Origin of the sequence: Pseudomonas parakoreensis (genome assembly GCF_021602155.1) — a bacterium.
Lineage (GTDB): Bacteria > Pseudomonadota > Gammaproteobacteria > Pseudomonadales > Pseudomonadaceae > Aquipseudomonas > Aquipseudomonas parakoreensis.
The window spans coordinates 440,719-454,705 of record NZ_BQHY01000001.1; the positions used below are offsets into that span (position 1 = coordinate 440,719).

Annotated in this window: 12 protein-coding genes and 1 pseudogene; 2 read left to right on the top strand and 11 right to left on the bottom strand. The window is 58.8% G+C overall.

The genetic code is table 11. The annotated features are described in order from the left end of the window. Window positions 1-62: 62 nt before the first annotated feature. Window positions 63-377, bottom strand: coding sequence for a type II toxin-antitoxin system YafQ family toxin (locus tag L6D63_RS01900; protein WP_131670893.1), 315 nt, complete (start codon window positions 375-377; stop codon window positions 63-65). Next, window positions 343-633, bottom strand: a complete 291-nt coding sequence (locus L6D63_RS01905) for a type II toxin-antitoxin system RelB/DinJ family antitoxin (protein ID WP_034151912.1) — start codon at window positions 631-633, stop codon at window positions 343-345. Before L6D63_RS01905 ends, L6D63_RS01900 begins: the two co-directional genes overlap by 35 nt. A 468-nt stretch (window positions 634-1,101) precedes the next feature. Here L6D63_RS01905 and L6D63_RS01910 point away from each other — a divergent pair. Then, window positions 1,102-2,026 (top strand): annotated as a pseudogene (locus L6D63_RS01910) (LysR family transcriptional regulator). On the opposite strand, the gene L6D63_RS01915 reads toward L6D63_RS01910, so the two are convergent. The 6 genes from L6D63_RS01915 to L6D63_RS01940 form a co-directional block, all read right to left on the bottom strand. Beyond that, entirely contained in the window at window positions 1,943-2,260 is a 318-nt protein-coding gene (locus L6D63_RS01915) for an AzlD domain-containing protein (protein WP_007952614.1), read from the bottom strand. The pseudogene L6D63_RS01910 and the gene L6D63_RS01915 sit on opposite strands and share 84 nt — an antisense overlap. Beyond that, window positions 2,239-2,955 (bottom strand): AzlC family ABC transporter permease, encoded by a 717-nt coding sequence (locus L6D63_RS01920; RefSeq protein ID WP_027611235.1) that lies wholly within the window; start codon window positions 2,953-2,955, stop codon window positions 2,239-2,241. Before L6D63_RS01920 ends, L6D63_RS01915 begins: the two co-directional genes overlap by 22 nt. After that, entirely contained in the window at window positions 2,952-3,329 is a 378-nt protein-coding gene (locus tag L6D63_RS01925; RefSeq protein ID WP_008080517.1) for a GNAT family N-acetyltransferase, read from the bottom strand. Before L6D63_RS01925 ends, L6D63_RS01920 begins: the two co-directional genes overlap by 4 nt. 79 nt (window positions 3,330-3,408) lie before the next feature. After that, window positions 3,409-4,155 carry a 2OG-Fe dioxygenase family protein gene (locus tag L6D63_RS01930; protein ID WP_047290837.1) on the bottom strand — a complete coding sequence of 249 codons (747 nt, stop codon included), beginning with the start codon at window positions 4,153-4,155 and terminating at the stop codon, window positions 3,409-3,411. Between the two features lie 231 nt (window positions 4,156-4,386). Continuing rightward, the gene (locus L6D63_RS01935) at window positions 4,387-5,673 is read right to left on the bottom strand and encodes an OprD family porin (RefSeq protein ID WP_131670892.1); all 1,287 of its coding nucleotides are present in this window, start codon (window positions 5,671-5,673) and stop codon (window positions 4,387-4,389) included. 295 nt (window positions 5,674-5,968) lie between these two features. Further along, the gene (locus tag L6D63_RS01940; protein ID WP_131670891.1) at window positions 5,969-6,637 is read right to left on the bottom strand and encodes a DsbA family protein; all 669 of its coding nucleotides are present in this window, start codon (window positions 6,635-6,637) and stop codon (window positions 5,969-5,971) included. Window positions 6,638-6,893: 256 nt separating this feature from the next. Between L6D63_RS01940 and L6D63_RS01945 the strand changes: the two genes are divergently transcribed. Further along, a complete protein-coding gene (locus tag L6D63_RS01945) occupies window positions 6,894-8,987 on the top strand; it encodes a TonB-dependent receptor (RefSeq protein WP_095667801.1) in 2,094 nt (697 codons plus the stop codon). Window positions 8,988-9,137: 150 nt separating this feature from the next. On the opposite strand, the gene L6D63_RS01950 is transcribed toward L6D63_RS01945, so the two are convergent. The 3 genes from L6D63_RS01950 to L6D63_RS01960 all read right to left on the bottom strand — a co-directional run bounded on the left by L6D63_RS01950 (window position 9,138) and on the right by L6D63_RS01960 (window position 13,848). Beyond that, the gene (locus tag L6D63_RS01950; RefSeq protein ID WP_047290834.1) at window positions 9,138-9,350 is read right to left on the bottom strand and encodes a hypothetical protein; all 213 of its coding nucleotides are present in this window, start codon (window positions 9,348-9,350) and stop codon (window positions 9,138-9,140) included. Window positions 9,351-9,594: 244 nt separating this feature from the next. Continuing rightward, window positions 9,595-10,701 carry an agmatine deiminase gene (aguA, locus tag L6D63_RS01955; protein ID WP_131670890.1) on the bottom strand — a complete coding sequence of 369 codons (1,107 nt, stop codon included), beginning with the start codon at window positions 10,699-10,701 and terminating at the stop codon, window positions 9,595-9,597. A gap of 234 nt (window positions 10,702-10,935) precedes the next feature. Continuing rightward, window positions 10,936-13,848, bottom strand: coding sequence for an aminotransferase (locus L6D63_RS01960; RefSeq protein ID WP_131670889.1), 2,913 nt, complete (start codon window positions 13,846-13,848; stop codon window positions 10,936-10,938). Between the last annotated feature and the right edge of the window lie 139 nt (window positions 13,849-13,987).

Sequence of the window (13,987 nt, forward strand, 5' to 3'; positions counted from 1 at the left end):
CGAACAATCGTAACTATCAACGCATAGACGCCGGAGTTAAGCCCGGCCGGTGTATTTCTGCGCTATTTAAACAATTCTGAATGGCTCCCTAGATCCACAAACGTGATCAGGTCTGGGCGCGTGTTCTCGTAAATCATCAGAAAATCGCCACCGATATGACACTCGCGGAATCCAGACCAATCTCCAGTCAGCGCATGATCCAGATATTCTGCCGGTAACTGCTGCCCCAAAAACAACATCGCCATCACATTCCGGACGTCGTTCATGTCTCGCCTTCCGGCGCGGTTATAACGATCCCAAGACTTCTTGAATTCAGAAGTCTGCGCACACTGTTTAGGCCGATCAGCGCGTTTTTGCGTTTTCTCCGGTTTCGCCATCAGCAGTCCTCAGCATGTCGTCTATCGAGTCGAAACGCTGACGGATTTCTCGTGCTTCCATCATTGCGCGGGCCGTTTTCTCTGATGGAACTCGCACCTCGAAGGGAAGCCCCTGAGTGGCAACAACCTGCCGCAGAAAAAGTCGCATGGCGTCGCTAATGCTCAGCCCGCAAGCGTTCAAGACTTCAGTGGCACGCGCTTTCAAATCCTCATCAATGCGGCAGCGCACATCGGTAGTTTTCAGTAGTGCAGCCATTTCCATTACCTCATCGTGATTTTGTAGCTACATAAGCGCTACCTCTGCATTGTTGTCGGTGGGATCTTCGTCGGTCAACGCGAAGTTGATAGGTGGTTATCTACCGCCATGGCTCGCATGCCAGACGACCATTTCAACTCCTTTGACAAGGTAGGTGCTATCAGCTGAATCGTTACTTTTCCTGAGACCTATCTGCGCGTAACGCAGGGAAAAACCCCGGAAGATGTAAGCTGTTTCTCTTCGAAAAAATGTCCCACGCACCAAAACCACGCACTTTTCTTGACCCCAATCACCCCCACGTCATCAAAAATCCCGATCCTGTGTCAGCTTCCAGCCATCGGCAGGGACATCAATTCGCTACTAAATCCGCGACAACTATGCTCAGGTGCTGGAATATAGCCGGCATATGACGCCGGATCGGCAGTCTCGTAAACAACAATACCCAGCCCACTTCAGAGGGCATTACCCATGGATAGCAGAACCTTACGCAACCTCATGCGCATCGTGCAGACCGGCTCGTTGTCGGCCGCAGCCGAGCATTCGTGCCTGACTGTGCAGGCCCTGGCCGCGCAGTTGCAAGGTCGAAGAGCAGTTCGGTTTCCGCTTGTTTCGACGTTCCAACAAAGGGCTGACGCTGACGCCGCAAGGCACCGAGCTAACGCCTTACATGGACAAAGTGCTGATTGCCACGCGACAGATGGAAGAAAAGGTCGAGGCGCTCAAGGTGCCTGGCCAGCGCACGTTGAAGGTCGCGTTGAACAACACGTTGTCGTCTGACTTCAACCGGCGAATGATCGGACGCCTGATTGAGGTGTTTCCCGATTACCAGATGGAATTCAGCTACGCCGAGTCGATGGAAAACCTCAGCAAGCTGAAGAATGAGGACTTTGACCTCGCGGTGCTGATCGGCCCGCAGCGGCCGGGTTTGCCGAGTATTGTTTTGCCGGATGTGCAGGTGCAGGTGGTCGGTGCCCATTGCGGGCAGGAAAACGATCCACTGACGTTGCTGGGCAACAAGTTTCAGGTGCGTCCTGCGGAAGATTGTCCGTATTCCCACAGCTTTCTGCGCTTTCTCGACGCCGGACTGGGCAATCACGAGAACGGTCAGCGCATGGTCTATTCCTGCAGCGAGACCCTGACGCTGTCGTTGATCACGCAGATGGACGCAGTCGGCATGGTGTCGCGTGAGGCCGCACAAAAGAACGGCCTGACGATCTTCCCCGGTTTCGAGGATTTTCTCGAAGTGCGTCTGGCGGTGAACAACCCGAACCTGTCAGGCCAGGCCCTGAACGACGTGGTCGATCTGCCGCTACATGAACGAGCCGAGCGCAATGTACGCAGCCGTCCCAACCGCCACACTGAGAAAGAGGTTTTTGCTGAAATACGCACATAGCAACGTCGGAATGGCTGCATAAAATTCCGGGCGATCGAGCTGTATGTGCTGATCCTTGATCAACAAGGGTGTCAGGCTGATCGCAGCGACGATCGCCACCGGCAGGTATTCCAGCGCCCGCGCAACGAATGGCGGCCAGTGCTCGGTGTTGACTTGCAGCGGCAGCGCGCGTGGCAGGAAGGTCACGGCCATCATCAGCGCGACCACCAGAATCAGGAACGTTTGGTCAGGCATACACCCACTCCGCAGCCCACAAACGTGGCGATGAAAACATTGAATGGCGAAGTGCCGACCAGGCTCAGCGCGCCCATGCAGACGACGGCAGCCGCGGCGGCGATGAGTTTGTTGCGGGTGTTGCACAGCGACACCAGCACGTAGAGCATCATCGCGGTCAGCGCGTAGTCGAGCTGATATTTGATCAGGTGCGACGCATATTGCGCGCAGACAGCGCCCAACAATCCTCCCAGCACCCATGAGGTGTGGCAGAACAGGTTGAAGCCGATCAGGTAACGGATGTTGACCGGCGCGCCGGTGCCCAGTTTGACGCTGTGAAACGCGAAGGATTCGTCGGTCAGTCCACCGGCGTAGGCCCAGCGTTCCATGCGACTGAGGCCCAGTGCGCGCAGGGCCTTGGCCATGTACACCGACATCAGCATGTGCCGCGCATTGATCAGGAAGGTGGTCAATACGATGGTGGTCAGCGACGCACCACTGGAGATCAGCGCCAGCGCGGCAAATTGCGAAGCGCCGGCGTAGACGAATAAACACATCGCCACCGGCAGCCACATCGGCAGCCCGGCATTGACCGCCATCAGCCCGAACACGAATGACACCGTGAAGTAACCGGCCACCACCGGGCTGGCTTCGGCAAACGTGCGCGATGGCTGATGGGCAGCCATCAGCGGCGCACTGCCGGACGTTTCATTCATAGATCCCTCTCAAATGTCCGCTCGCCGTGGGGTTCGCAAAAACCCTGGGCAGTCCAGAATCGCTTGCCCGCGAGGTTAGCATCGTCGACGAACAGAAACATCCGTAATACACCGACCCGTTTCATGTCGGACGACGCCGCTTCCACCAGCCGCTGGCCGACGCCCTGGCTGCGATAGCGTGGGCTGACCGCCAAGTGGTTGATGGTGCCGCGACTGCCGAGCATGCCGCCAAGCACCGCACCGACGATTTCGCCCGCGACGTCGAAGGCCAGATAGGCGGTGGTGGTCTTCTGGATCAACACGCCGCGCAGGCATTTGGCGTCCTGCCATTCGCAGAACGACACTTCGTCGAACTGGCGGAAGAAGCGCTCCATGCGCTGCGCGTCCTTGGCGGTGGCACGTCGCAGCACCACCGGCGTCGAGCACTCGACGCCGTCGATTGGGGTGATCTGATTAGCGAACAATGTCGAAAGCGGTCCCGGGCCGCGAGAAGGAAATCGCCAGAATCTGCCGGTACGCCATGGCATGCGTGTGGGTGTTGCGCGCGGGGGTCACGTAGTGGCGCATGTCGCGGTCAAGGAAGTAGGTGGTGTCGAGAATTTCCTGGTAGGTGGTCGACGCCAATTGATGCTCGTGGATGTCGTAAAGACGACTCTCCGCGCCCTCGACATTGTTGCGCCCCCAGAAGTGCACACCGCTGAACGGATAGCCGTCGCAGTGAATCCCTTCCGGGGTGATTTCCAGCTGCTTGCCGGGTTTGATCTCGATGCGGATCTGATGAATCTGGCACTGCCAGATTTCATCGTGCAGTTCTTCCGGCAGCACGCTTTTGTACACCTCAAAATCGGTGTCGATCAGGCTGCGCATCACCGGCGAATTAATCACTTCATCGGAGAAGTCCTGAAAGTGCCGCACAACACCACCCACGTAGGCGTTGTTTTCCTTGGACTGCACGTAGGCGCGATGCTCGAGTTGCTTGAGCTCACGTGTTTTCGGGTTGTATTCAAAGTCGCTGTAACGACGGTAACGCATGCCGGCTTCGGCCTGACCGTAGTAACTGTCTGGCTCCATGTTTTCCCAACTTTTGGTCAGTCTGACGAAGTCGGCAAAATGACCGTAGAGATTGAAGTCACCACCCTGGACGTTGACATATTTGTCGCGCCGTAGCGATTCGCCCACTTCTCTGTTCAAAACGATCATTACCAAATTCTCCGCTGCGTTGAGCGGCCTAATCTATTAGGTGGAGAATTTGCGTCCATGAGAAAGAATTTCAGGCATTTAAAGCCCTGTTTGAAACGGTACTTGAAGGCGCTTGAAAACCACTTTTACGTGACAAAAACACGGGTTTTTTCCGGTTTTCGCAGAAAAGACCTCGAAAAAAAACCCCGAGCCAGTCGGGGTTTTCTCATGTTTCTTACACCGGATCGTTCATCAGAAGATGTTGATCGGGTAATCCACGAATACACGCAACTCGTTGCCGCTGACGTTGTACTCGCTGGATTTCTGCGACACGCGCAGGATCGAGCTGCGCAATTTCACGCTCAAGTCTTTCGCCGGACCACTTTGTACGACGTATTTGACCTGGTTGAAAATCTCGCGCTCGGTGCCGCCTTCGCTGGTGGAGGTGGTGATGTTGTCGCCACGCACATAAGCGAAGTTGTAGCTCAGACCCGGTACGCCGAATGCGCCGAAGTCCAGGCCGTAACCCAACTGCCAGCTGCGCTCGTCTTCGGCGTTGAAGTCCGACCAGTAGGAGTTGGCCAGGTAGATGGTGTTGCCACCGTCACCGACACGACCTTGCTCTTTCTGATAGCCGCCGTAAGCGTAGCCCAGGTTGCTGTCGCCGGTGGAGCGCTGATGCGCCGCGGTGAACGAGTGCGGGCCGGTGGCGAACGTTGCTGCCAGGCTCCAGATCTTGTTGTCATCACCGGTAGCGCCACTTTCGCGGACGTAAGAGTCGTCCAGCTTGGTGCGATAGCCGTTGAAGTCCAGGGTCAGGGACTGATCCTTGTCGATCGGGAACACGTAGTTGGCGTTCACGTATTGCTTCTTCAGCACGTCTTCGACGTCGGAAGCGTACAGCGCCGCCTTGAATTGTTCGGTGAACTGATAGCTACCGCCCAACACGTTGATCGCCTTCAGACCACCGCTGTCACGGCCTTCAGCGCTTTTGCGCGACTCGGCAGTGAAACGACCGGCGTCCAGTTGCAGGCCTTTGATCTCTTTGGAAGTGATCAAGGTACCGGTGTAGCTTTCCGGCAGCAGACGCGAATTGTCATAGTTCAGCACCGGCAGGGCCGGCATCTGGTCACCGTAGGTCAGCACGGTGTTGGACAGACGGAATTTGACCGCAGCGCCGCCCTTGGACAGGTCATTGGCAGGCTTGCCGCTGTCGCCACGTTTGAAGAAGTCGATACCGCCGGCACCGCTGCGATCTTCGCTGCGTTCCAGGTTCAGGGCGTACAGGCCGAAAGCATCGACACCCACGCCGATGGTGCCTTGGGTGAAGCCGGACGAGAACGTACCGATAGCCGCTTGGCCCCACTCGGATTTGTCCGCGTTGCCGTCTTTGTAATCACGGTTGATGTAGGCATTGCGCAGCAGCACTTTGAGGCTGCTGTCTTCTACAAAACCCTTGGACTCGGCCTGGCCGTCAGCCATGGCCTGTGTGGCACTCAACATCCCCAGTGCGATCAGACTGATTCGCTTGTTCAACATTTTGTTTTCCTTATTACGGGTTGAAACGCGCTGTGTCGAACGGCTGAAACGGCGCTATTGCACTCTTTTTTCACCCCGATACAAAAAGACCCGCCCACGGTAAACCGTGTCGGGCCCTTTTATTATTCTTGAGTCATGGCGGTTGGCCACAGGCGTTGGGCCGAATCGTAGCCGCGCCCTCAATAATGTGTCAATTTCAAGAATCGTCTTTAAATAGGTAAAAATCGTCTAAGAATCGTAAATTTTGCGATAGCGAATTGCTCGGAAATGCGCTCAGCCAGTGAATCCAGTTCGATTACGCGCAGCCGTCGAGACCGCATTGCGCGGCGGATTGCCCCGGCTCAACCGCGACCGCCGCTTGTCCCAACCAGTCGGCGAAAGACTGCGGCTTGCCAAGCCATGGGCTGATGTCGATCAGGGTGAATTGCCCGTCCTGCTCCAGCGCCAATGTTGGAAAACCCTGGCCGCCCAGTTGCGCCAAGAGTGCGCGGCTGGCTTTCACATGCGCTGTCGTATCAACGGATTTAAACGCAGCCGCAAAGGTGTTCTCGGCGTAGCCCAACTCACTGGCGAGTTCGAACAGTACGGATTCATCGGCAATCCGCCGTCCCTCAACGTAATGCGCCGTTTGCAAACGCTCAAGCAATTGCAGGCCACGGCCGTCGATGGACTCTGCCGCCATCACCGCTGCGATCGGCGGCGTCGAATCGAAAACCGCCGATTGATCCCGCAGCAGACCTTCGAAATACGCCTCGCCAAAAGGTTGCCCGGTGTATTCGGCGATGCGCCGGTCGTGGGGCATGACGTAATCACGCAGTTGCGGCGAAACGCGCTGACGGCTCGCGCCGCTCATCATTCCGCCCGCATGGGCAATGACCGGCAGCACTTGCTGTGCCGCTTGCACCAGCGGTTTGGCGCCGTAGCACCAACCGCACAATGGATCGTATATGTAGTGAAGGATCATGAGAGAACTCCGGCAACCAATCAGGAAAATTCGATGCCGGCAGACTATTCCTACGCGTGTTGGGGAAAAACGCCGGAATGGCTCTCAGACTGTTCCGAGAATCGGTCGAATGGATTACCTGATCAGGTTGTATCGAAATCGACATAAATTGAAACAATCTGTCAGGGGAACTTCTCAGGAATAAATAACGGCAGCAAATGCAAAGCATTACCATTCGCGCGTTTGAATTTCCCTACTCTTTCGGATGTGCTTTTCCATGCCTGCCCCGTTCAGCCTCACGCCCGTCACCCTTGGATTGTCTGCGGTTCTGTCTAGCGGTTTTGCTTATTCCGCCACTGAACTGCCCGCCACGGCGATCAGCGCCGAAGAACAAGCCGAGGACCCGCGCGTCAAGATCAGCACCACTGCGACCCGCACCATGACCCCGGTGCGTTATGTGCCGCAGGCCATCGACTCGATCAAGACCTCGAACGTCGCCGACTACGGCACCAACGACATCGGCGATGCTCTGAGCGGCATTCCCAACGTCAGCAGCAGCGCCGACACGCGCTTCGACAGCCTGCGCATCCGCGGCTTCGACGCCAGCAACGACTTCTATCTGGACGGCATTCGCGACGACAGCCAGTACAAGCGCGACCTGCACAACATCGAGCGGGTCGAGGTGCTCAAAGGTCCGGCGGCGGTACTTTACGGCCGTGGCAGCCAGGGCGGGATCGTCAACCGCGTGAGCAAGCTGCCCGAGTTCGGCCGTCGCTCGACCATCGAAGCCCAAGGCGGCAGCGAAGACCTGCGCAGCCTGTACGCCGACCTCAGCACCGACCCCAGCGAAAACCTCAGCCTGCGCCTGAACATGGGCAATATGGATGAAAACAGCTTCCGCGACGGCGTCAGCGGCAATCGCCAGCTGTTCGCGCCGTCGATGAGCTGGCAGCTGACTCCGGACCTGAACTGGCTGGTGCAATACGAATACAGCCGCTACAACCGCACCCCGGATCGCGGCATTCCCGGTGTGAATGGCCGCCCGGCGGGCGTCAGTCGCGAGACCACTTACGGCAACGATCACGACTTCATCGACGACAAGGCGCAGTCCCTGCGTTCGAAACTCACCTACGAGATCAACGACAACTGGCAGCTGCGCCAGACCTTGGGGGTATTCAAGCTCGACAGCGATTTCGACAACACCTACCTGACCAGCTTCGATCCGAAAACCAACAAGGTTGCGCGCCAGCACTGGCAGCAGGATCTGACCACCCGCAACGTCTATAACAACCTCGAACTGGAAGGCGGTTTCGATACCTTTGGCCTTGAGCATCGCCTGCTGACCGGCGTCGAGATCGGCAGCCAGCGCCGCGATCCGAAGTTGTACAACGCCGCGACCGGCAGGACCCAGGGCGCGCAGCCGGTGCCTTCCCTTGACCTGTTCAACCCCAACCGCGAGCTCCGCCACACCGGCAGCATGCAGGTGTTTAGCGACAGTCACACCGAAGTCGAAAGCCGCGCGGTGTACGTACAGGATCAGTTGCGTCTGAACGAGCAATGGCAACTGCTGGCCGGCTTGCGCTACGACACGTTCGATATCGAGTCGACCAACCAGCTCAAGAACCTCACTGAGGATCGTGACAGCCACAGCACCAGCCCGCGCTTCGGGATTGTCTGGACGCCACTGCAGAATCATTCGTTCTATGCCTCGTGGTCGAAGACTTTCTCGCCCGTCGGCGGCGGCCTGATCGGCATCACCCCTGGTGCTGCCGGCAATAGCAACGACTTGAGTCCGGAGCTGACCAAACAGAAAGAAATCGGCGTGAAAAGCGACTGGCTGGATGATCGCTTGAGCACCACTCTGGCGGTCTACGACCTGGAACTTTACAACCGCCGCACCAGCGACCCGAACGATCCGACCCTGACCGTCATGACCGGTCTTCAGCGCTCACGGGGGGTGGAGCTGACCGCCACCGGCAAACTGGTCGGCAACTGGTACATGCGCGGTGGCGTCGGCGTGCAGGACACCACCATCGAGAAGGACAACAACGGCCTGGAAGGCAAACGCGTCAACAACGTAGCCAAACACAACGGCAGCCTGTTCCTGACCTGGAAACCGGAAATGGGCTGGTACGGCGAAACCGGTCTGACCCTGGTTGGCCAGCGTTATGCCGACAACGCCAACACCACCGTGCTGCCGGGGTATGGCCGCTGGGATGCGCTGCTCGGCTACCGCTTCAAGGACTGGGACTTGCGCGCGGCACTGAACAACATCACCGACCGCGAGTATTACGCCTCGGCCACCAGCCAATATCAGATCCAGCCAGGCGCACCGCGCAGCGTGGTGATGACCGGTACCTACAGTTTTTAAAAGCAGGATCAAAAGATCGCAGCCTTCGGCAGCTCCTGCATGGGGTGGTGTGCTTCCCTGTAGGAGCTGCCGAAGGCTGCGATCTTTTCGGTTTTCCATAAAAAAGCGCTGCCATCCCGGCAGCGCTTTTACCAATCCTTGTTGTTTTTCTTATCCTTGCATCACAGCCCACAACGCTTCCAGTTCGGCCTCGCTGAACAGGTCAGCGGGATAGCGCTCAATCATCATCCGGCGCGGATCAGGTTCCCTGATCTGACGCGTTCCATTGGACTTCAAAAAGTGCGCGACAATCTGGAGCGATTCGCCGTTTACGACCATGGGATGCAAATTCCGCTCGCTGATTACGTTCACTTCGGCGTTCATTTCAGCGCTCTCTCCCCGTTCGTGAGCGGCTAAGTTATCCAAGGTATATGACAGAACTGTTGAAGTTCCCCCCCTCCCTAGTGCGCGTTATCCGATACAAGAGCTATGCCAAGGTTTCCGATCTGTCGACAGGCGGATACAAAGAAGCCCGCGGTCCAGCAGGACCGCGGGCTTCTTCGCACCCATCGCAAAAAACTTGCAGCCCGGGTGATTTATTAATCAACTCAGGCTGTTACGTCTCAACTCACTCTTTGTGCGGGGCTGGCTGCTGTTGGGTAAGGCAGTGGATATTGCCGCCGCCCAGTAACAGTTCGCGGCCCGGCACCATCACCACTTCGTGCTGCGGGAACAGCTTCTGCAGGATTTCCCGCGCAGGCGCATCCATCGGATCGTCGAAGCTCGGCGCGATGATGCCGCCGTTGACGATCAGGAAGTTCACGTAGGAACCCGCCAGGCGCACGGACGGGTTGCGCTCCTGCGTACCGTCCACCGGATCGACACCGGCGCACTCTTCTTCGGTGGCGTACAGCGGTCCCGGAATCGGCATCTTGTGCACCGTGAATGGGCGGCCCTTGGCATCGGTGCTGCTTTGCAGCACGTTCATTGCGGCCTGGCAGCGCGGGTAATTCGGATCCTGCGGATCGTCGGTCCACGCCAGCAATACTTCGCCCGGGCGCACGTAGCAGCAGAAGTTATCCACATGGCCGTCGGTTTCGTCGTTGAACAGGCCATCCGGCAACCAGATGATCTTATCCACCGCCAGATTGTCACGCAGCACCGCTTCGATCTCTTCACGGCCCAGATGCGGGTTGCGGTTGTGATTGAGCAGGCACTCTTCGGTGGTGATCAGCGTGCCTTCACCGTCGACATGAATCGAGCCGCCTTCCAGCACGAAACCTTCGGTGCGATAACGCGGGCTGCGCTCGATTTCGAGGATCTTGCCACCGACCTGCGAATCACGGTTCCACGGCGAATACAGACCGCCTTCAAACCCGCCCCAGGCATTGAAATCCCAGTTCACACCGCGCACTTCGCCGCTGTTGTTGATGACGAAAGTCGGGCCGCTGTCACGCACCCAGGCGTCATCGCTGGACATCTCGACCACCCGAATATTCGGTACATCGAGGCGTGCACGAGCGTTCTCGTACTGACCGGCCGACACCGCGACCGTCACTGGTTCAAACCGTGCGATGGCTTTGGCCACGGCCGCATGCGCGGCTTGCGCCGGCTTGCCACCCAGGCGCCAGTTGTCCGGACGCTCGGGCCAGATCATCCAGGTCTGGGTCTGCGGCGCCCACTCGGCCGGCATGTAGAAGCCATCGTCACGCGGGGTACTTTTCAAGGTGGTCATCGGATCAGGACTCCTGGGAACCGTCGAGGGGGTTGCGAAGCAATGGCGACTTTATAACCGATAAATATCGGCATTAAAAGCTAACAACCAACCGAGCATCGAAAATCCAACAACAATTATCGATATAAATCCGAATCCCTGTTGGAGCTGCCGCAGGCTGCGATCTTTTGACCTTGTTTTTCAAAAGCAAAATCTAAAGATCGCAGCCTGCGGCAGCTCCTACAGGGGTCTGGTTTAGAGGCCTTCCTCGAGCACCCGATCCAGCATGTCGACAAAGAAATCCACACTGCGCCGCGAGGTGACCATCGGCGGTTTGATCTTGAGAATGTTCAGGTCATCCCCGGTCGGTTGCATGAAGATCCCCAGCTCGCGCAGGCGATCGCACAACAGCGTGGTCTCCTCGGTGGCCGGCTCCAGCGTCTCGCGGTTGCGGATCAGCTCCACCCCCAGATAGAAACCCGAACCATGCACCGCGCCCACCAGCGGATGTTTATCGATCAAGGCTTCCAGGCGCGCCTTGAAATGCCCGCCCACCACCCGGGCATTTTCCCAGAGCTTTTCTTCTTCCATCACATCCAGTACCGCCATGCCGATCTGGCAGCTCACCGGACTGCCGCCGGCCGACGAGAAGAAATAACCTTCAGCTTCCAGCGCCTCGGCGATTTCCCGACGCGTGATCACCGCGCCGAGCGGCTGGCCATTGCCCATGCCCTTGGCCATGCAGATGATGTCCGGCACCACGCCTTGCTCTTCGAAGCCCCAGAAGAAGTGGCCCATGCGCCCGTAACCGACCTGTACTTCGTCGGCGATGCACACCCCGCCCTGGGCCCGCACCAGCGCATAGACCTGTTTCAGATAAGTCGGCGGCAGCGAGATACCGCCAGCGTTGCCATACACCGGCTCGCAGATGAACCCGGCCAGTTGGCGCCCCTGCGCGGCGATATGCGCCAGTTGCGTTTCGACGCTGCGTACATAATCCGGCGCAGAATCCAGGCCACGGAATTCGCCACGATAGATATTCGGCGCGGTCACCGGATGTACCCAGTCCGGACGGCTTTCCAGCGCTCGCGGGTTGTCGGCAACCGACGTCGACACCGCATCGGCGCCGACTGTCCAGCCGTGATAGGCCTCCAGCACGCTGAGCATGTCGCGGCCGCCGCTGTAGGCCCACGCCAGCCGGATCGCCAAGTCGTTGGCCTCACTGCCGCTGTTGACCAGAAACACCCGGTCCATGCCTTCCGGCGCCAGTTTCAGCAAACGCTCGGAAAACTCCGCCACCGCCGCATAGTTGAAGCGCGAGTTGGTGTTGAGCAGCGACCACTGCCGCGCCGCCACCTGCGCCATGCGCGGATGACCATGGCCAAGCACTGCGACGTTGTTGAGCATGTCGAGGTAGGAACGGCCCTGCATGTCGATCAGGTGATTGCGCCAGCCACGCTCGATGCGCGGTGGATCGACGTAATAATGTTTTTGCGTGCGGGCGAAACTGGCGTCACGTCGTTCGAGCAGGGTTTTGGCGTCCAGCTCCGGTTCGGCATCGCAGGCCAGCCCGAGCAGCGTGGCTGGCGAAGGACACAATGCCTGCCACGCGGCCGCGCGCGAAGGGCTGCAAAACAACGGCGCATCCAGCGACGCAACGCGGCTCAACTGCACCTTCAACGGGCCATCGACCGCCCCCAGCACCTGACCTTTGACCAGTGCCGCGCCACTGTGCAGTGAGGCGCTCACACCCCACAGGCGCACGCTGAGCTGGGGTCCGTCGAGTTGCAGCACACCGTCAGCCGCGTGATGCAGCACACCGGCAAACGGCGCTTCCACCGCCGAACCCTGCGGCACGCGCAACTCAACGTGCAGCGGGAACGTCTGGGGCTCGACCGCACTGTCCGGTCGCGTCTGCGACAGGCGATATTGTCCGTAACGGCTCGCCGCCAGACCATGCGCGGCAGCGGCTTCGGTCAGCAACCGTTGATCAATGCCCGGTTGCTCCCAGTTGCCCGCTTCGAAGTGCGGACTCAGGACGCCAAGATCGATCAGCGCAAACTCCCGCCCGACCAGTTCCGGCAGCAGCGGCGCGAAACTTTCACCGCCAATGGCCGGCAGCGGCTGGCCGACTGCCGTGAGAATCGCCGCCTCCATCAGCGCCAGCGGCACCGAAGTCGCTACGTGGAAGATTTCCCACTCATGTTCAAGGTTGTCGCGGCTATAGGTGTTGCCCGGATCGATGCTGACCTGTTGCTCGCCACTGAGCACCAGCACCGCCGCCCGCGCCACGATCAACGGCCACAACGCCAGCAGCTCTTCATGTTGCAGCGGATTGACCGCGTGATAGGCCTGCACCGCCGGCAGAATCACAAACGGATCGCCGCCAGCATGGTGCAGCAGCGCCGCGCACGTCACCGACAGGTCAGTGATGCGCCAGGTGCGCACCAGATCACCGAAGTCGATCACGCCCTGCAATTGCCAATGACGCTTGGCATCGCGTTGCCAGACGGCATTATCGTCGGTGATGTCCATGTGGATCGCCTGCACCGGCAGCTTGTCCTGCAACGGCTGCAAGCGACGTTCGGCCTGCTCGGCGGCGCCTGCGATCAGTGCGCGCTGGCGTTCATCGTTGATCACCGGCAGCAGGTGGCTGATCAGCGCACTGGCATGGCGCGCGTCCCATTGCAGCGTGCGCTGCAGGCCCGGGTGATCGAAGCCGGCCAGGGCCAGATCCATCTCGCCACACAGCTGACCGAAACCGGCCACCACATCGTGGCCCAAGTGATCAAGATGCGTCAGCGGCTGACCTTCGATGTAGTCCAGCAGCCGCACATGCACCGGCTCGCCATCGGAGTCCAGCGACAGCAGATCCGCGCCATTGCTGGCCGGGATCACCCGGGGTACGTGCACTGACGAGTGTTCGGCAAGGTATTTGAGGCCTGCATGCTGAGCCTGCAACTCCACCAGTGCATAGTCGCCGCGGCAGATTTTCAGGACAAAGCGCCCGAGTTCACTGTCGACCCGATAGTTCAGATCCTGCTGACTGCCCAGCGCCTGTAACGTGCCGCTGAGCCCGTAATGCTCCGCCAACCACTGCCGGGCCTGCGCCTCAGAGACCTGTGGGCTGGGCAAACTGGCGCGATGAATCAACGTGGCAAGCGGCATGGGACGACCCCTGAAATTTTATTAGGCGCCTATATCGCCATTGCTACAGACGATGCGCAACCCCCGACCGGAGATATTCAAGCGCTCGCATCCGCCGGCACTTTGCGCAAGAATGTCGGCCATTCACACCTATCTGGAA